The organism is Paenarthrobacter aurescens, from assembly GCF_025421775.1.
Taxonomy (GTDB): Bacteria; Actinomycetota; Actinomycetes; order Actinomycetales; family Micrococcaceae; genus Arthrobacter; species Arthrobacter aurescens_B.
Genome location: NZ_JAOEFX010000001.1, coordinates 188,750 through 206,376, shown reverse-complemented (window position 1 = coordinate 206,376; position 17,627 = coordinate 188,750). Strand labels below are relative to the sequence as shown.

At 61.5% G+C, this 17,627-nt stretch carries 17 protein-coding genes; 5 read left to right on the top strand and 12 right to left on the bottom strand.

All coding sequences use genetic code 11. The features are described from left to right. Window positions 1-102: 102 nt before the first annotated feature. Genes era through N7568_RS01000 form a run of 4 tightly spaced genes read right to left on the bottom strand, consistent with a single transcriptional unit; the run spans window position 103 to window position 3,929 of the window. On the bottom strand, window positions 103-1,065 hold the full coding sequence (gene era, locus N7568_RS01015) for a GTPase Era (RefSeq protein WP_261608060.1): 963 nt from the start codon (window positions 1,063-1,065) through the stop codon (window positions 103-105). Continuing rightward, window positions 1,049-2,380 (bottom strand): hemolysin family protein, encoded by a 1,332-nt coding sequence (locus N7568_RS01010; protein ID WP_261608059.1) that lies wholly within the window; start codon window positions 2,378-2,380, stop codon window positions 1,049-1,051. Before N7568_RS01010 ends, era begins: the two co-directional genes overlap by 17 nt. Beyond that, entirely contained in the window at window positions 2,377-2,850 is a 474-nt protein-coding gene (gene ybeY / locus N7568_RS01005; RefSeq protein ID WP_089595199.1) for an rRNA maturation RNase YbeY, read from the bottom strand. The genes N7568_RS01010 and ybeY overlap by 4 nt, the downstream gene beginning before the upstream one ends. After that, complete coding sequence (locus N7568_RS01000; protein WP_261608058.1) at window positions 2,847-3,929, bottom strand: PhoH family protein; 1,083 nt, start codon at window positions 3,927-3,929, stop codon at window positions 2,847-2,849. Before N7568_RS01000 ends, ybeY begins: the two co-directional genes overlap by 4 nt. Before the next feature lie 423 nt (window positions 3,930-4,352). Here N7568_RS01000 and N7568_RS00995 point away from each other — a divergent pair, with 423 nt between their 5' ends. Next, the gene (locus N7568_RS00995) at window positions 4,353-5,225 is read left to right on the top strand and encodes a GerMN domain-containing protein (protein ID WP_261608057.1); all 873 of its coding nucleotides are present in this window, start codon (window positions 4,353-4,355) and stop codon (window positions 5,223-5,225) included. A 15-nt stretch (window positions 5,226-5,240) separates the two neighbouring features. On the opposite strand, the gene N7568_RS00990 is transcribed toward N7568_RS00995, so the two are convergent. Genes N7568_RS00990 through hrcA form a run of 3 tightly spaced genes read right to left on the bottom strand, consistent with a single transcriptional unit; the run spans window position 5,241 to window position 8,199 of the window. Further along, on the bottom strand, window positions 5,241-6,014 hold the full coding sequence (locus N7568_RS00990) for a 16S rRNA (uracil(1498)-N(3))-methyltransferase (RefSeq protein ID WP_261608056.1): 774 nt from the start codon (window positions 6,012-6,014) through the stop codon (window positions 5,241-5,243). 2 nt (window positions 6,015-6,016) lie between these two features. Next, a complete protein-coding gene (gene dnaJ, locus N7568_RS00985; protein WP_261608055.1) occupies window positions 6,017-7,141 on the bottom strand; it encodes a molecular chaperone DnaJ in 1,125 nt (374 codons plus the stop codon). Window positions 7,142-7,191: 50 nt separating this feature from the next. Further along, entirely contained in the window at window positions 7,192-8,199 is a 1,008-nt protein-coding gene (gene hrcA, locus N7568_RS00980; protein WP_261608054.1) for a heat-inducible transcriptional repressor HrcA, read from the bottom strand. A gap of 173 nt (window positions 8,200-8,372) precedes the next feature. Between hrcA and N7568_RS00975 the strand changes: the two genes are divergently transcribed. Further along, the gene (locus tag N7568_RS00975; RefSeq protein WP_261608053.1) at window positions 8,373-9,224 is read left to right on the top strand and encodes a DUF3097 domain-containing protein; all 852 of its coding nucleotides are present in this window, start codon (window positions 8,373-8,375) and stop codon (window positions 9,222-9,224) included. A gap of 123 nt (window positions 9,225-9,347) precedes the next feature. Beyond that, on the top strand, window positions 9,348-9,761 hold the full coding sequence (locus N7568_RS00970) for a DUF4870 domain-containing protein (RefSeq protein ID WP_261608052.1): 414 nt from the start codon (window positions 9,348-9,350) through the stop codon (window positions 9,759-9,761). Window positions 9,762-9,786: 25 nt separating this feature from the next. Here N7568_RS00970 and hemW read toward each other — a convergent pair whose 3' ends face one another. After that, window positions 9,787-11,016, bottom strand: a complete 1,230-nt coding sequence (gene hemW / locus N7568_RS00965; RefSeq protein ID WP_261608051.1) for a radical SAM family heme chaperone HemW — start codon at window positions 11,014-11,016, stop codon at window positions 9,787-9,789. After that, on the bottom strand, window positions 11,017-12,870 hold the full coding sequence (gene lepA / locus N7568_RS00960) for a translation elongation factor 4 (protein WP_231342943.1): 1,854 nt from the start codon (window positions 12,868-12,870) through the stop codon (window positions 11,017-11,019). 160 nt (window positions 12,871-13,030) lie between these two features. Between lepA and N7568_RS00955 the strand changes: the two genes are divergently transcribed. Together N7568_RS00955 and rpsT are read left to right on the top strand one after the other, a co-directional pair. Beyond that, a complete protein-coding gene (locus tag N7568_RS00955) occupies window positions 13,031-13,558 on the top strand; it encodes a type II toxin-antitoxin system PemK/MazF family toxin (protein WP_261608050.1) in 528 nt (175 codons plus the stop codon). 177 nt (window positions 13,559-13,735) lie between these two features. Next, window positions 13,736-13,996, top strand: coding sequence for a 30S ribosomal protein S20 (rpsT, locus tag N7568_RS00950; protein WP_231342946.1), 261 nt, complete (start codon window positions 13,736-13,738; stop codon window positions 13,994-13,996). 92 nt (window positions 13,997-14,088) lie between these two features. On the opposite strand, the gene holA is transcribed toward rpsT, so the two are convergent. Genes holA through N7568_RS00935 form a run of 3 tightly spaced genes read right to left on the bottom strand, consistent with a single transcriptional unit; the run spans window position 14,089 to window position 17,559 of the window. After that, on the bottom strand, window positions 14,089-15,105 hold the full coding sequence (gene holA / locus N7568_RS00945) for a DNA polymerase III subunit delta (protein WP_261608049.1): 1,017 nt from the start codon (window positions 15,103-15,105) through the stop codon (window positions 14,089-14,091). After that, window positions 15,024-16,742: a ComEC/Rec2 family competence protein gene (locus N7568_RS00940; RefSeq protein WP_261608048.1), complete on the bottom strand. Its 1,719-nt coding sequence runs from the start codon at window positions 16,740-16,742 to the stop codon at window positions 15,024-15,026. The genes holA and N7568_RS00940 overlap by 82 nt, the downstream gene beginning before the upstream one ends. Then, window positions 16,735-17,559 carry a helix-hairpin-helix domain-containing protein gene (locus tag N7568_RS00935; RefSeq protein WP_261608047.1) on the bottom strand — a complete coding sequence of 275 codons (825 nt, stop codon included), beginning with the start codon at window positions 17,557-17,559 and terminating at the stop codon, window positions 16,735-16,737. The genes N7568_RS00940 and N7568_RS00935 overlap by 8 nt, the downstream gene beginning before the upstream one ends. Between the last annotated feature and the right edge of the window lie 68 nt (window positions 17,560-17,627).

The following is a 17,627-nucleotide window of genomic DNA, read 5'->3' as shown; positions in this document are numbered from 1 at the left end:
TTGGGTTTACCTTTCCTCAAACAGCTGGATCCCCGCAATCATAGTTGCCGATTCTGAGAAGTTCCTTATCGTGCCAAAACCACGCCGGATCCAGTGACTCAGCTAGAACCCGAGTTTGACCAATTGCTTGGGATCCCGCTGCCAGTCCTTGGCGACCTTGACATGCAGGTCCAGGTAAATCCGGGTGCCAAGCAAGGTTTCGATGCCCTTGCGTGCATTGGTACCAACTTCACGCAGCCGGCTTCCGCCCTTGCCGATAATAATGGCCTTCTGCGAGGGGCGTTCGACATACAGATTGACCCGAACGTCCAAAAGCGGGTTGTCCTCCGTACGACCTTCACGAGGGACAATTTCTTCGACCACAACTGCCAATGAGTGGGGAAGTTCGTCGCGTACACCTTCAAGGGCGGCCTCGCGGATAAGCTCCGCAATCATCACAGCCTCGGGCTCGTCCGTCAGCTCGCCGTCAGGATAAAGCGGTGGCGATGACGGCATGTGGCTGATCAGGACATCCGCAACAGTTGAAACCTGGAAACCGTCGGCCGCGGACACGGGGACGATGTCCGCCCAGCCCTGCTCTCCAAGGACCTCACGACCCAAAGCTGCAACAGCGAGCAACTGCTCAGTCAACGCCTGACGATCCACGAGATCGGTCTTGGTGACCAGTGCCACGATCGGCTTGCGTCCCACTGCCGCCAACTGTGCCGCGATGTACTTATCGCCTGGGCCGATCTTCTCATTGGCCGGCAGGCAGAAACCGATGGCGTCAACTTCAGCAAGGGTGTCGGCAACCAGCTCGTTCAGGCGCTTACCCAGCAAGGTGCGCGGCCTGTGAAGACCCGGGGTATCCACCAGGATCAACTGGGCGTCTTCCCGGTGAACAATGCCGCGGATGGTGTGCCGCGTGGTTTGCGGTTTGGCCGACGTGATGGCCACCTTTTGGCCGACCAGGGCGTTGGTCAGCGTGGACTTGCCTGCGTTCGGCCGGCCGACCAGCACGGAGAATCCTGCGTGGAAGCCGCCGAAATCGTCATCGGCATCGAATTTCTTATTTTGCTTGCTCACGTGGAACTCCCTGTTGCGTTGAGTCGGCGTCTTCGAGAAGGTCTTCAAAGTCAGTGTCTTCCTTTGGCATGGCTGCCGCAATGATGTGGCTGACCCGGTTTCGGCGACCCTCCAGCCTATCCGCCCTGAGCGATATCCCATTCACTTCAACCGAGCTTCCGACAATCGGAACCTGGCCGAGGGCTTTGGCGAGCAGGCCGCCTACAGTGTCGACTTCATCGTCCTCGAGGTCGATGTCGAACAACTCGCCCAGATCATCGATGCTCATGCGGGCACTTACCCGGAAGGTACCATCGCCGAGGTCAACCGCTTCTTCCGCAGCGGCATCATATTCATCGACAATTTCCCCCACGATTTCCTCAATGAGGTCCTCAAGCGTCACAAGCCCGGCGGTTCCGCCGTACTCATCAATGACGATCGCGACATGCGTGGACTCCTGCTGCAGCTCCCTGAGGAGGTCACTCACGAGCTTGGATTCGGGGACATAGCGGACGTCCCTCGCCAAAGAGTCAACATCATGGGCCTGCAACCCGGGCTCACCGCGATACATGGCCGCCGCTACATCCTTCAGGTAGAGAATGCCGCGGATCTGATCCGTATTTTCGCCAATGACCGGAATCCGTGAATACCCCGAACGCAGGAACAGGCCCATGGCCGTCTCCAGGTCCGAGCCAGTACCGATGCTGACAATATCCGTGCGTGGAACCATGACTGACCGCACCAAAGTGTCGCCGAAGTCGAAGACCGAATGGATGAGTTCGGCTTCGTTGTCCTCGATCATGTCCGATTCCGCGGCGCGATCCACGAATTCGCGGAACTCTTCCTCACTCACGAAAGCGTCGTCACCGCTCGGGGCACCGGGTGCCACTGCCTGGCCAAGGGCCACGAGCCACCCAGGGATGGGGCCAAGAATCCAGCAAAGGAACCTGATCAGCGGGGCGGTGAAACGTACTACCGGTCCGGAATGGGCCCTTCCCAACTGCCTGGGTGAAACGCCGACCAGCACGAATCCAATCACGGCCATAATGCCGGTAGCGGCAAGGCCAGCGAGCCACACATTGTCCAACAAACTGTGAAGGACCACTGCCACAGCCACCGCGGCAGCCATTTCGAACCACACGCGCCAGAACCGCAAGGCGCGCATGTGGGCAATGGGCGCCTTGAGGATGCCCCCCAGGGCCTTGCCCTTGCTCCGGACAATCGATTGTTCGGCCTCATGCCGGGGCAGGAAGTTAAAGGCAGCCTCAGCTGCAGTCAGCAAAGCAACGAAACTGAGGAAAACCAGCGCCATGCCGACCAGGATGATCCAGGTCACTGCATGGTCTCCATGGGGGCATCCTTGCCCAGGAATTCAGACAGCAGTTCCCGCTGCAAACCGAACATCTCCTCTTTTTCCTCAGGCTCTGCATGGTCGAACCCCAGCAGGTGGAGGATCCCGTGCGTTGTCAGGAGCAGCATTTCGTCCTGTGTTGGGTGTCCAGCGTTGCGTGCCTGGACTTCGGCCACCTGGGGGCAGATGGCGATATCCCCCAGCATGCCCTGCGGCGTGGGCTTGTCCGGAGTGCCCGGCGTCAGCTCGTCCATCGGCACGGACAGGACATCAGTAGCCCCGGGCTCGTCCATTAGTTCGATGTGGAGCTTCTCCATGGCGGGTTCATCCACCAGGAGAATTGAGAGCTCCGCCTGGGGGTGGATATAAAGCCTTTCAAAAATGAAGCGTGACAACGTCACTAGTTGGGCTTCGTCTACCGCCACACCGGACTCGTTGTTTACTTCAATGCTCATTTACGTTCTCCACGTTTGTAATGTGTGCCTGCGGTATCGGTGCGATGAGCGTCATCCCACGTACTGTAGGCGGAGACGATGTCGGCCACGAGCCGATGCCTCACGACGTCAGCCGCGTCAAGAATGGAGAAATTGACATCATCAATACCTGTGAGGATTTCGCGCACGATCCGCAACCCCGACGTGGCGCCGAGAGGCAGGTCGATCTGCGTGACGTCGCCGGTGACCACCATTTTTGAGCCGAAGCCCAAGCGGGTCAGGAACATCTTCATCTGTTCCGGCGTCGTGTTCTGCGCTTCATCAAGAATGATGAAGGCATCGTTCAAGGTGCGACCGCGCATATAGGCCAAAGGGGCGACCTCGATGGTGCCGGCCGCCATCAGCCTCGGAATGGACTCCGGATCCATCATGTCGTGCAAAGCATCGTAGAGCGGGCGAAGGTAGGGATCGATCTTGTCGCTCAATGTGCCGGGAAGGAAGCCCAGCCTCTCCCCCGCTTCCACGGCGGGACGCGTCAGGATGATCCGGCTGACCTCCTTCATCTGGAGCGCCTGGACGGCCTTGGCCATTGCCAAGTACGTTTTTCCCGTTCCTGCGGGACCGATGCCGAAAATCACAGTGTTCGCATCAATGGCGTCCACATAGTTCTTCTGGTTCAGCGTCTTGGGTCGGATGGTCTTGCCCCGGCTGGACAGTATGTTGTGGGTCAGGACGTCCGCAGGACTCTGCACAGACTGTGTCCTCAACAGTGACACGAGCTGCTGAAGGATGTCCGGCGTCACCACGGTCCCTTTCGCAACGAGCCCACGGACTTCTTCCAGAAGGCGCATAATGCGGGGAATCACGGTGGAGGGCCCGGTCATGGAGAGCTCATTGCCGCGGACATGGAAATTGACGTCCTGGAACTGCTCCTCGATGTACCGCAGGGCTTCATCGTGGCTGCCCAGCGAGTGAACCATCTGGTCGGAGTTATCGAAAGTGACAACTTCCGTGCGCGTGCCCGGTAAGGTGTGCGGGAACTCGTTGGGCGGCTGGTTGCCGTTTCCGGTCCTGAGCCGCCCGTTCAAAGATTCACTCATAGTGCTGGCCGTCAGGCCTGTTCTCCTCCGGTTGGTCGTATTAACGCCATCTATTCGACATTCGCGGCCGCTTTCAGCGCCCGTGTTGATGCCGGAATGTCTCCAATCCTACGCCAGCCTGGCCCGCGATGAACCTCAACTTGCGCCGCCATTGGGGACGTCATGTTGATCACCGACACTTTGTCTCAACTCGGCATCAAGCGGGTATCAATCATGTTTCAGTTGATGCCGGTCCACTGAATCCCGCACGACCGCCGTCGGCGATGTGCCAAGCTGGCATAGCGGGCGGAAACGAAACCCTCTGCCCGGCCGCGACAGCGGCATCAACACTGCACGGTATGACAGGAAAGCCCCATCAAGAATCCAGCCAGCAAACAGGCGGGCGCGCGAAAGCGGACAAGGTCCGCCATCGCTGCGCCGGCGATGCTTGCTGTCCTCTTGCTGACAGGCTGCATTGCCAATGGCGGTGGCACCCAAGCCACGCCCAGTGCGCCCTCCTTAACTGTCCAGGAGGCTCCGGCCAGCAACGCGCCCTTGGAAACAACCCAGGCATCCACGAAGATTCCGGTCTACTGGATCGGACGCAGCAATGAAGAGGTCTACCTCTACCGCGAGTTCAGGGACATGTCCGGCGACGGTAACCCTGTCACCACCGCACTGCGGATCATGATGGCCGAAAAACCGCTCGACCATGACTTCTTCACACCGTGGCAGGAACCATCCAGCCTGGCAACGTCCGTTTCCGGCAAGAACGTGATCACGGTCGATATTTCCCGCGATGCGTTCAATTCGAACCTCGACGCAGGTATGGCGCAACGAGCCGTCCAACAGTTGGTGTACACCGCTACCGCAGCTGCGTCGTCTTCGGGCCTCATCAACTCGGGACAGCAGATTCAGGTGGTCATCCTGGTTGACGGCCACAAGGACTATATGGCCTTCGGGCAAGTGCAGTTGGGCCAGCCCATGGCCCGCGACGCATCAATGGTTGCACCGCTGTGGATCATCGATCCCCAGGAAGACACTTCCATGCCCACAGGACTGGTGAAGTTCAATGGACGGAGCACCGATAGCTCCAAGCCCATCGACTGGCAGATCCTCCAGGACAACGGCAAAGGCGAGAGGACCAGCATCCTCACAGGCCAAACGAAGGCCACAGGTGAGCCCGGACAGTATGGCCTCTTCACTTTCGGTGTGACGCTGAAGGCCGGGCAGTATGAGGTGCGGGTTTCCCAAGTTGATGAAGCCGGCAACACCATCGCGACGAGTACCGACACCCGGCTTTTCAGGGTCGGCTAGCGCAGGATTTGCCTGCTACCAGCGGCCCAGGATGTCGCTCGCCAGCACGACGGCGGCAGGTCCCGCCGTCGAGGACCGCAGGACATGATGACCCAACAGTGCCGTAACGGCCCCGGCGTCACTGAGCCGCGTTACTTCACGTGGCGAAATTCCGCCCTCCGGTCCGACGATCAAAAGGACTTCCTGGGGCGTTCCGGCGTCCGCTGCCCCTAAGGCCACGAACTCCTCGAGGACTGTCCTCAAGGGCTTCTTGGCATCTTCATGCAAAATAATGGCCAGGTCAGCGGCAGCGACCGCCTTCGCCAGACTCCCGGTGTCCAGAATGGACCGCACCTCGGGGATCCACGCCCTCCGTGCCTGCTTGGCAGCCGCCGTGACCACAGACTGCCACTTCGCATGCGCTTTTGCGGCGCGATCAGCCTTCCAGCGCACAATCGAGCGTTCCGACTGCCAGGGAATGACGGCATCTACCCCAAGTTCCGTAGCAGTCTCAATGGCGAGTTCGTCGCGATCGCCTTTCGCGAGGGCCTGTACCAGGACCAAGCGGATGCCCGGTTGCTCCTCGAAGACAACCTCGGAGGCAGTAACGGTCAACGCGGTGGGTGCGGCCTCGGCCACCGTCCCCGTCAGCCGCGAGCCCGAACCGTCTGCAATATCGACGGACTCTCCCACAGCCAAGCGCTTGACCGTGACCGCATGCCGGGCCTCAGGCCCCTCAAGCACGAATGTCGAACCGGGGTTCACATGCCCGAGGGTGCCTGCCGGCGTGAAGAAAACGGGATTGCTCACCGCTACAGGTTACCGAGCTTGTCCCGGAGCTTCGCGAACATGCCGCCACTGGCCACAAGCTTCCCCTCGGTGAACTGTTCCCCGCGAAGTTTGGCCAACTGCTGCAACAGCTCTTCCTGGGCAGGGTCAAGCTTGGTGGGCGTCTCCACATGAAGGTGCACTTTAAGGTCGCCGCGCCCGTAGCCGCGCAGGTGGGTAACGCCCAGTCCACGCAGGGTGATGATCTCGCCCGACTGTGTGCCGGCCTTCACATCAATGTCCTGTGCTCCATCGAACGTTTCCAGCTGCAACTCAGTGCCCAGTGCAGCGGCCGTCATGGGCACGCTCAGTGTGGCGTGGAGGTCGTCGCCTTCGCGCATGAACATGGAGTCGTTGTTGACGCGGATTTCCACGTAAAGGTCACCCGCTGGACCACCTGCGGGCCCCGCTTCACCCTGTCCCGACAACTGGATCCGCGTACCGGTGGCAACACCGGCCGGTACCTTGATGGTGAGGGAACGGCGGCTACGGATGCGGCCCTGGCCGTTGCATTCGTTGCAAGGATCCTTGATGACGGAGCCAAATCCTTCACAGGAACCGCAAGGGGCGGTGGTCATGACCTGGCCAAGGATGGATCGAACGGCGCGCTGGACCTGGCCGCTGCCGCCACAGATGTCACAGCGTTCCGGATGGGTGCCCGGGCGGCAGCAACTGCCGTCACACGTCGGACAGACGACGGCGGTATCTACTTCGAGCTTCTTGTTGACGCCGAACACGGCGTCCTTGAGGTCAATGCGGACACTGATGAGTGCGTCCTGGCCGCGACGGACACGGGACGCCGGTCCGCCATGGCCGCCACCACCAAAGAAGGTGTCGAAGATGTCCTGGAAGGCAAAGCCTTGACCGGAGTACCCGCCGCCGAACCCGTTGTCGGTTCCGTTCTCATTGCCCGTTGCATCGTAGACGCGGCGCTTCTGGGGGTCGGACAGCACCTCGTAAGCATGGGTCACGGCCTTGAACTGCTCCGCGACATCTTCACCGGGGTTCACGTCCGGGTGGAGTTTCCGCGCCAACTTGCGGTACGCCTTTTTGATCTCTTCCCCGGTGGCTTCCGGCGAGACTCCCAAAACGTCATAGTGGCTGCTCAAAGTCGGTATCTCTTCCTTGTTGTACTGCGGATATTTCTTCGGGCCGGCGTTCAGCCGCCGAGAATGCGTGAAAGGTAACGGGCCACGGCACGAACTGCTGCCATGGTGGTGGGATAGTCCATTCGTGTGGGTCCGAGGATCCCCACCTTGGCACCTGAGCCGTAGCCGGTGGCCACCACCGAGGCTTCGGCCAGGCCGTCGTAGGGGTTCTCACGGCCGATACTCACGGTGACGCCTCGGGGGTCGTCCCCCATGTCAGACAACAACCGGAGCATGACAACTTGTTCCTCAAGGGCTTCCAGCACGGGTCCGATACTCAACGGGAAGTCCACGTTGGACCGGGCGAGGTTGGCCGTGCCGGCCATGAGAATGCGTTCCTCTCGGCTGGTGTCGCTCAAGGCCTGCAGTCCGTGGGCCAAAGTTTGGGCCAGGCCACGAAGCTCGGGAGGACATAGGGCAACCACCGACGGGAGCACTTGGGGCAAGAGGGCCAGCTGGGTTCCAGCGATGCTCCCGAGGAAGCGGGACCGTAGAAGCATCAAAGCCTCGTTACCCACGTCCGTACCGGCATCGATGACCTTCTGCCCTACGCTCCCCGTGTCAGCTATCAGAACGACGAGGACCTGTTTGGGCGCCAGCAGGACGAACTCCACATGGCGAACCAAGGCACGGTTCGATTGCGGATACTGCACGACGGCTACCTGGTTGGTCAGTTGCGACAGGAGCCGCACAGTACGCTCCAGGATGTCATCGACGTCGTCCGGCCCCTCCAGCAGCGAGTGGATCGCCCTCCGCTCTGCGGCCGAGAGCGGCTTGACCTGGGAAATGCGATCGACGAACAGCCGGTAGCCCTTGTCCGTGGGAATACGGCCTGCACTGGTGTGGGGCGCTGCAATGAGGCCCTCCTCTTCCAGGACAGCCATGTCGTTCCTGATGGTGGCGCTCGAGACACCCAGATGGTGACGCTCAACGAGGGCCTTGGACCCAACAGGCTCCCGGGAATGCACGTAATCTTCAACGATGGCACGCAGAACTTCCAACTTGCGTGGCTCACTCATCGCTCCACCTCCTGACGACTGCCGTGGTCCCTGCGACCGGTCACCGCGGGATCCCGTTCGTATCACCGCGCTTAGCACTCAACATGCCCAAGTGCTAACCAGTCTAGTATGAGCCACCCCGTTGCTAGCATTGAAACTGCCCGTTTCAACCCATCACAAAAGGTAGGCATTCCTTGGCTTTCAACAATTGGGGCCCGCAGGATCTGTCCGCTCCTGCCAAACGGCAACTTCCCGAGGTAGCCGTCCAGCGTGGAATGGTCCTGGAAGATGTCCAGTCGGGCTGGGTGGGCGAAGTCACCCGTGTTGAAAAAACCGGCGGCATGCACATCGTGTCCCTGGAGGACAGGCGGGGCAAAACCAAGTCGTTCCAACTCGGGTTCGGCTTCCTGCTTGAGGGGCAGCCCATCCGGTTGATGCCTCCTGCGCCCCGCCAACCCGTTTCGTCGGTACCGACCGGACGGACAGCCTCCGGCTCAGTAAAGGTCCATGGACATCGCGCCCAAATCGCCAAGGCCAGCCGCATCTGGGTGGAAGGAAAACACGACGCCGAACTGGTCGAAAAGGTGTGGGGAGACGACCTTCGCGTCGAGGGCATCGTCGTGGAGCCACTGCACGGCGTCGATGACCTCAAGTCTGCTATCGCCGCCTTTAACCCCGGCCCGGGGCGCCGTCTTGGCATCCTGGTTGATCATCTTGTCGCCGGGTCCAAGGAGTCACGCATAGCGGCCGAGGCCATGACTGTCCCCGGGGCAGCAGGTAACGTCTTGATCGTTGGCCACCCCTACGTTGACGTCTGGCAGGCCATCAGGCCAAAGGTCCTGGGCATCGAAGCGTGGCCCACCGTGCCCCGCGGCGTTGACTGGAAGACCGGGATCCTCAGTGCCTTCGGATGGCCTCACGAAACGGCCGAGGATATAGGACTGGGCTGGCAACGACTCCTTGGGGCGGTGCGCAGCTATGCCGATCTTGAGGCATCGTTGCTTGGCCGGGTGGAAGAAGTCATTGATTTCCTCACGGTTCCCTGAAACCAGGCAGGTGCGGGCGGCAGCAACTGACATGTCATCGGGGCGTTGGTCCCGGGAAGTCCGTCAAGGCCGGTATTCTGGGACAGCAACACCGCAGCATCTTTACAGCAAAGGGAAGACACCGTGGCAGATAACGCTCCTGAAGAACCGGGCAGCGCCGCAGGCCAGCCCCAGTACCATGGCGCGCCTGCCAACGCACTCCCGCTGACAGCCAGCGAGGACCGGCAATGGGCTACGCTTGCTCATTTTGGCGGCATCCTGGGATGCCTGCCGTCGCTGCTGATCTACTTGATCTTCCGGGACCGTGGACCGTTCACGGCACAGGAATCCAAAGAAGCCCTGAACTTCACCCTGCCGCCAACCATCGCCGCTGTCCTGGCAAACATCCTGGTGCTGCTGCCAGTAGTGGGCAACATCTTCGCGGTGATTGCCACCGGCATCTGGGTAGCCTTGACGTGCTTTTCCGTCTCGGCCGGAATCCGGGTCAACCATGGCCAACCGCACCGCTACAAGCTCAATCTTCGCTGGATCAAGTAGCCTCTTCGGCGCCGGCCGCCGGCGGCTAGTCGGGCAGGATCCTTCGCACGACGGCGTCAGCCAGTAGCCGGCCCTTCAGCGTAAGTATCAGGCGTCCCTTGAAAGCCTGCACCGGATCAACCAGCTCATCAGCGATCAGCCCGGCCATCGCATGCCGCCCAATCGCGTCCAAGGCATCAACGGACAACCCTGATCCCAGCCGCGCTTCGAGCATGATGCGCTCGACTTCCCGTGTCTCGGCATCGAGGGTTTCCCTGCCTGCCGCGGGAGAGCTGCCGGCCGCCAAACGTGACGCATAGGCTGTTGGGTGTTTGACGTTCCACCAACGCACGCCACCCATGTGGGAGTGCGCTCCGGGACCAATGCCCCACCAGTCATCGCCGCGCCAGTACGCCAGATTATGCCGGCACGCTTGCTCCGGAGTTTTGGACCAGTTACTGACCTCGTACCAGCTCAAGCCTGCTTCGGAGATCATTCTGTCGGCCAGTTCGTACTTTGCGGCGTGGTCGTCGTCGTCGATCCCTGGCACTTCTCCACGCCTGATTTGGGCAGCAAGTTTGGTGCCGTCTTCCACTATCAACGCGTAGGCGCTGATGTGGTCCGGCTCGTAGGACAGGGCTGTTTCCAGGGAAACCTGCCAGTCCTCCATGGACTCCCCCGGCGTACCGTAGATAAGGTCCAGGCTCACAGCGAGCCCGGCTTCCCGCGCCCATTGCACAACGAGTGGAACGCGACTGGGACTGTGCGTCCGGTCCAGCACCTTCAGGACATGCGGCACAGCTGACTGCATGCCGAACGAGACCCTCGTGAAGCCGGCATCGGCCAGGACCCTCAGGGACTCGGGCGTCACGGAATCGGGATTGGCTTCAGTGGTTACTTCAGCACCGGGCTCAAGCCCCCAGTGCCCGACGGCGGCACGCAGGATCCGTGCCAAGTCTTCCGCAGGCAGGAGCGTCGGAGTGCCGCCACCGAAGAAGACTGTGCCCATGCGCCGTTGAGGCAGCCCCGAGGCGTCAAGGGCCGCAGCCGCAAAGTCGAGCTCGGACTCTGCCGTGGTGGCGTAGGCATCCTGGGAAGCACCGCCACCCAGCTCGGTGGCTGTATAGGTGTTGAAGTCACAGTAGCCGCAACGAACGGCGCAAAAAGGGATGTGCACGTAGAGCCCGAACTTGCGGTGCTCGACGCCGGCCAACACCTGCGGAGGCAGTATGCCGTCCGCAGGTGCCGGATCGCCCAAAGGTAGGACGCTGGGCATCTACTTCTTGGCCTTGTCCTTGGACTCGTCAGTGGTCAGGGCTGCAATGAATGCTTCCTGGGGCACCTCGACGCGACCCACCATCTTCATGCGCTTCTTGCCTTCCTTCTGCTTCTCCAGCAGCTTGCGCTTACGGGTGATGTCACCGCCGTAGCACTTGGCAAGAACGTCCTTGCGAATGGCCCGGATGCTTTCACGGGCAATAATGCGGGACCCGATGGCAGCCTGGATGGGCACCTCGAACTGCTGCCTCGGAATCAGCTCGCGGAGCTTCCCGGTCATCATCACACCGTAGGCGTAGGCCTTATCCCGGTGCGTGATGGCGCTGAAAGCGTCCACTTGCTCACCCTGCAGCAGGATGTCGACCTTGACGAGGTCGGCGACCTGTTCGCCGTCGGCCTTCCAGTCCAGCGAGGCGTAGCCACGCGTCTTGGACTTCAAGAGGTCGAAGAAGTCGAAGACGATCTCGGCCAGCGGGATCCAGTAGCGGAGCTCTACGCGGTCCTCGGACAAGTAGTCCATGCCGCGCATCTGGCCGCGGCGGCTTTGGCAGAGTTCCATGATGGACCCAACAAACTCGTTCGGCGCGAGGATGGTTGCAGAAACCATTGGCTCACGGACTTCGGAGATTTTGCCTGTGGGGTACTCGCTGGGGTTGGTGACGTGGATGACCTTCTTGTCCTCAAGGGTCACCTCATACTCCACGTTGGGAGCGGTGGAGATGAGGTCGAGGTTGTACTCACGCTCCAAGCGCTCACGCGTGATCTCGAGGTGAAGCAAACCAAGGAAGCCAACGCGGAAGCCGAAGCCGAGTGCTGCAGACGTCTCGGGTTCGTAAACCAACGCAGCGTCGTTGAGCATCAGCTTTTCAAGAGCATCGCGCAGGACCGGGTAATCCGTGCCGTCCAGGGGGTAGAGACCGGAGAAGACCATCGGCTTGGCGTCTGCGTAGCCGCTGAGTGACTCCGATGCCGGCTTGGCCAGGTTGGTGACAGTATCGCCAACCTTGGACTGGCGTACATCCTTAACGCCGGTGATCAGGTATCCCACCTCGCCGACGCCCAGGCCCTTGGATGGCGTGGGCTCCGGGGAACTGACACCAATCTCAAGGAGCTCGTGTGTTGCCCTGGTGGACATCATCTGGATGCGTTCGCGCGGGTGGAGCATGCCGTCCACCACACGGACGTAGGTGACCACGCCGCGGTAGGTGTCGTAGACAGAGTCGAAAATCATGGCGCGGGCCGGGGCATCGGGATCACCAACGGGCGCGGGAAGGTCGCGGACAATTTTGTCCAGCAGCGCCTCCACGCCTACGCCGGTCTTGCCGGAAACCTTGAGGACGTCATCGGGATCGCCGCCAATCAAGTTGGCAAGCTCCGCTGCGTACTTCTCGGGCTGGGCGGCCGGAAGATCGATCTTGTTCAGCACAGGAATGATGGTGAGGTTGTTTTCCATCGCCAGGTACAAGTTGGCGAGCGTCTGGGCCTCAATACCCTGGGCCGCATCCACCAACAGGACTGCGCCTTCACAGGCGGCAAGCGAGCGGGAAACCTCATAGGTGAAGTCGACGTGGCCGGGAGTATCGATCATGTTCAGCGCATAGCTGTTGCCATCGAGTTCCCACGGCATACGGACAGCCTGGGACTTGATGGTGATGCCGCGCTCACGTTCGATATCCATGCGGTCCAGATACTGGGCCTTCATGTCGCGTTGCTTAACGACGCCGGTGTACTGCAGCATGCGGTCGGCCAAGGTGGACTTACCGTGGTCAATGTGGGCAATGATGCAGAAGTTCCGGATGATGGCCGGATCTGTTGCGGCGGGCACCGGTGCGGTGCGGGCCATGGGAGACACGCAGGATCCTTACTGTCGACACTCACACGGCAATTCCCGGAACTGGGCATAGGCCAGCCGGAACCCGCCGCGCATCTGATCCTCTAGTCTCCCATGAACCGGCGCTTCGCCGTACATTGCCTGCCGGGGCTTCAGCCGCACACGGCTGTAGCGTGGTCACATGGCTTTCGACTTGCGCCCCTTGGGCAATCTCATCCTGCGGTCCCTCAAGTCGCTTGGAGGCAATGGCCCCAAGGCAACCACCCCCGGAGGTGCCCGAAAGACGCAGACCCGGCGATCCGACGTCGTACATCAGCCAGGCTCCTACCCAGGCGACTATCGCGGTTCATTTAAGGTCAGCTACTCCCCTAAGCCCGATGGCCAACCGGACCCCGGCGAAATTGTCTGGAGCTGGGTCCCCTACGAAGAGGACCACACTCAAGGCAAGGACCGGCCGGTGCTTTTGGTTGGTCGGGACCGCGAATGGCTTTTGGGCCTCATGCTGACTTCCAAGGAGCACGACAATGGCGCCCGGGCGGACGACTACGTTGACATAGGAACCGGCTCGTGGGATCGGCAAGGCAGGCCCAGCGAAATCAATGTCGGGCGCGTCATCCGGCTTGATCCCGGCACGATCCGGCGCGAAGGCGCCGTCCTTGGAAAGTCGCGGTTCCAGGAGGTAGCCCGGGCCCTCCAAGCGCGGCAATAGCGCCACTGAGTACCGGTTCGGCGTGAGCCCTGACTTTCTGCTATCCTTTATAGCTGTGTGTCCGTGCAGGTCGACGGCCACTCATGGTTGGCTGCCATAGGCATCCCCACGCCGCTCAGTCGATGGCCAACCTGAAAACCCTCTAGACCATTTCCGCATTAAAAAGAGAGTTCATACGTGGCTAATATCAAGTCCCAGAAGAAGCGCATCCTCACCAACGAGAAGGCTCGCCTGCGTAACAACGCAGTCAAGTCCGAGCTGAAGACGGCCATCCGCGCCGTCGCCACCGCCGTTGAGTCTGCTGACAAGGATGCTGCTGGAACTGCACTTGTTGCTGCCAGCCGCAAGCTGGACAAGGCTGTCAGCAAGGGCGTTATTCACAAGAACAACGCTGCAAACCGCAAGTCGGCGATCTCCAAGAAGGTCAACGCACTCTAAGGTTTTTCCAGTTCGACTGAGCTGATCAAAAGGCCGGCACCCTTTGGGTGCCGGCCTTTGGGTTTAACCGGCGATGCCGCCGCGCGCTGGCTTCAGCGTCGACTGGCTGACATGGCAATCACAGTCACCGCATGCTCCACGGCGTAAACGGGGTCACGCGACTCACCCTTCACCTGGGCATCCGCTTCCGCGATGACCTGGATGGAACGGATCAGGCCTTCGGGCGTCCAGCGGCGGACGTCACGCTGCGCCTGCTCTACAAGCCACGGCTGCATTCCCAGGTTCTTGGCGATGGTCGCCGGAGAACCGTTGGCTCCGGCAACTTTGGCCAGGGTGCGCAGCTTGGCCGCCAGCGCCGCAACCAGGGGAACAGGATCGACGCCGGTGGCCAGCGCGTGCCTCAGGGTGGACAGCGCCACTGGCCCATTGCCGGCCATCGCAGCATCGGCCACCTTGAATGCCGTAGCTTCCACCCGGCCACCGTAATAGCGTTCCACCGTCTCCGCCGTCACGGCGGTAGTGGCGTCGGCAATCAGTTGGTTGCACGCTGCTGCAAGTTCGGAGAGATTGGCGCCCACGGCGTTCACTAGTGCCTGGACAGCTTCGCCCTCAATTCGGCGACCTCCGGCCCTGAATTCGGAGACAACGAACGCGGTCTTGTCTGAGTCCTTCTTCAGCGGCTGGCAGTCGATCACTGGCCATCCCGCGGACTTCACGGCGTCGAGCAGCTTCTTGCCACGGACTCCCCCGGCATGACGCAGGACAAGGACAACGTCCTGGTCCGGATGCTGGAGGTAGGCCAATCCGTCGGCCAGGAAAGCATCATTCATTGCCTCGAGGCCCTCGACCTCGATGAGCTTGCCCTCGCCGAAAAGGGACGGCGTGACGGTCATGGCCAGGGAACCGGACTCGTAGGAGCCTGCATTCAGGCGGCTGAGCTCGACATCCGGAGTAGTGGCCCGCACCTGGGTGCGGATGCCATCCATTGCGCGGATCCCAAGGTATTCTTCCGGGCCCATGATGAGGACTACGGCGGCGGGCGCCGCTTCCCGCCAACTGACGGTGTTCGCCGCGGCACTCTTGGCCCGGGTGTTTTGGGCAGCAGCCACAGATGGTTCCTTCCGGATGTTACTTTGCAGGCTTCAAGTCTGCCATGCCTGCGCCTTGCACCGCGCTCCAGGAGCACGATCACAACACCGTGCAGGCCCATGACCAGCCGCTTCACATCTGCAGGGTGCAGCGACATCCAGACGACCAGCATGGTCACGATCGATGAGAGCACCATGGCCATTATTCCGATCGGCCCCTCAGCCCAGGGCAAAGCAGCTCCAGGCAAAGCGGCGAAGAACCGTGCCAGCCCCGCAACCATCCCCGCGCAGGCCCCCGCAACGGCGATCGGCACCACCGCCAGCCAGGGCAGGACCGTGGCCAGCGGCGCAGCAATCGTCCCAACAATAGTCACCGGCGCCACCAAAGGACCCGCCGCCACGTTGGCGATCAGGGCATACGGCGTGAACTGAGGCTGTAGTGCCACAATCACCGGGCCGCACAACAACTGCGCCGACAAAGGCACCGCAATTCCGGCGGCCAACCACCGTGGTACCCATAACGGAATCCACGACGCAATACGGGTGGCAAGCAGTACAATTCCGAGCGTAGCCAGAACCGACAAGAGAAACCCCACGTTGGCCGCCATGGCCGGGTCCAGCAACAGCAGAATCGTCGTGGCGAGGCAGAGGAAAGTCAAGGACCGGCCCCGCAATCCGCCTGTCAGGGCAGCCAATCCCACAGCCCCCATGACCGCAGCCCGCAAGACACTCGGATCCGGCCCAACCATCACGACGAACGACAACAGACCGCAGGCAGCGAATGCCCCGGCGGCCGGGCGTACCAGCCGGAAGCAACGCGCCAACAGAATGAAGCCACCCAAGACCAGGCTGCAGTTGGCTCCCGAAACGGCAGTTAAATGCGTCATGCCCGTGGTCTTCATTGCGGCTTCCAGGCTTTCCGGCAGCGCACTGGTGTCGCCTGTCACCATCCCCGGAAGCAACCCGGCCGGATCCTCAGGGAGCCACTGTGCAGCGGCTACAAACCCTTTTCGCACGTCGGCCGCGGTTTGTCGGACATCGAACCCGGAACCCGTAACGACGGGACCGGAGGACGCGTTCAGAAGGACAGCTTCCGATTGCCCGTCCCTCGCCTGTTTGAGCGTACCGGTTGTCCTGATCCTTTGCCCTGGCCGCACGTTCTGCCATCCGTCGCCGCCTGTGATGACGATGTCGGCAGATCCGCGCACCACGCTTCCCTCGGACCTGAGATCAATCAGGCTCGCATCCACCATCCACCTGTCGTCACTCGAATGCCCTGGTGAACGCACCGCTGCGGGGCTGCCAGTGATGAGTACATGGATCACAACCCCATCATCGGCGGCCACCGCCGGGGCTAGTGGCCCATTCTCACGATGGTCGGCCGAAACCCCGCAGTGCACCGCAACAGCGGCCCCCAGAACGCAGGCAAGAGCGAGGGTCGCGAACAGAGTTCTGGCCCGTACTCCGGACGGCCTTTGGCGGCGCCCCAACACCAGGAACACTCCGCCCATCACGGTCAGTGCACCCGCCAAAGCTACCGACCAGGCTGCACCTATGAAGCCGCCAGCCAGCGCGACGGACCACGTCACCATCACAACAGGAACAAGCCGCAGGTCAATGCGCTTTCCCGCTTCCGGACCGCCCAGGGATTCAGCCACCCTGCACCGTCACAAGGTCCTTGAGGGACTCCATGAGCTTGGGCCCTATCCCGTCAATGGCATCCAGTTCGTCCACCGATGCGAAAGGTCCGTGATCTTTCCTCCAGTCGAGAATTCGCTGGGCAGTTACGGGCCCCACCCGGGGCAAAGTCCCCAAGTCTTCCAGAGAGGCTGTGTTGAGATTGACCTTCGTTGCACCGCCACTCGAGTTGCCGGTACCAGCGCCACCGCCGGCAAGCGCAGACGGAGCAGGCTGCGGCGCCTCTCCCACGACCGGAACGACGATTTTGACCCCGTCGTTGAGCACCTCCGCAAGGTTCAGCCCACTGAGTTCAGCGTTGGTGGCTGCACCCCCGGCGGCATCTATGGCTTGAAAGACGCGACTCCCCAGCGGCAAGGAAACGACGCCGGGCTTCTCTACAGCCCCCGCCACATGGACAAGCAGCGACCCTTGAGGCTCCTCCCCCACTGGGTCCGGCGATTCTGACGGATCCGGCGCTCCCGGACCAACCGACGTCGACGAATCCAATGGTTCTGATGTTGGCTGCCCCAGTGAAGACTGCCACAACTGCCACGCAATGAGAGCTGCCGCTACGACAGCCAGGAGTACCGCTACCCGCCAGGGGGTCCGCCACCGAAGCCGGGCACTCCGAACGTGCGCGCCGAGTACTTCGTCGCCAGCCGGGGCGGGCGGGTCTTCGGTTGGCAACTGCAACAGCGGCGCGGTCCGGGTGTCCACTGCCATTCGGGCGGCAAAGCGCTGCCTGGCTGCCTGCGCTGCGGCATCTGGGGACGCATCCTGGCTCCGGCGTGGCATACAACGAGCCTATGGCCGCCGCTGCTGCCACGACGGAATGAAGTTCGCTATGTGGAAAAGACAACCCC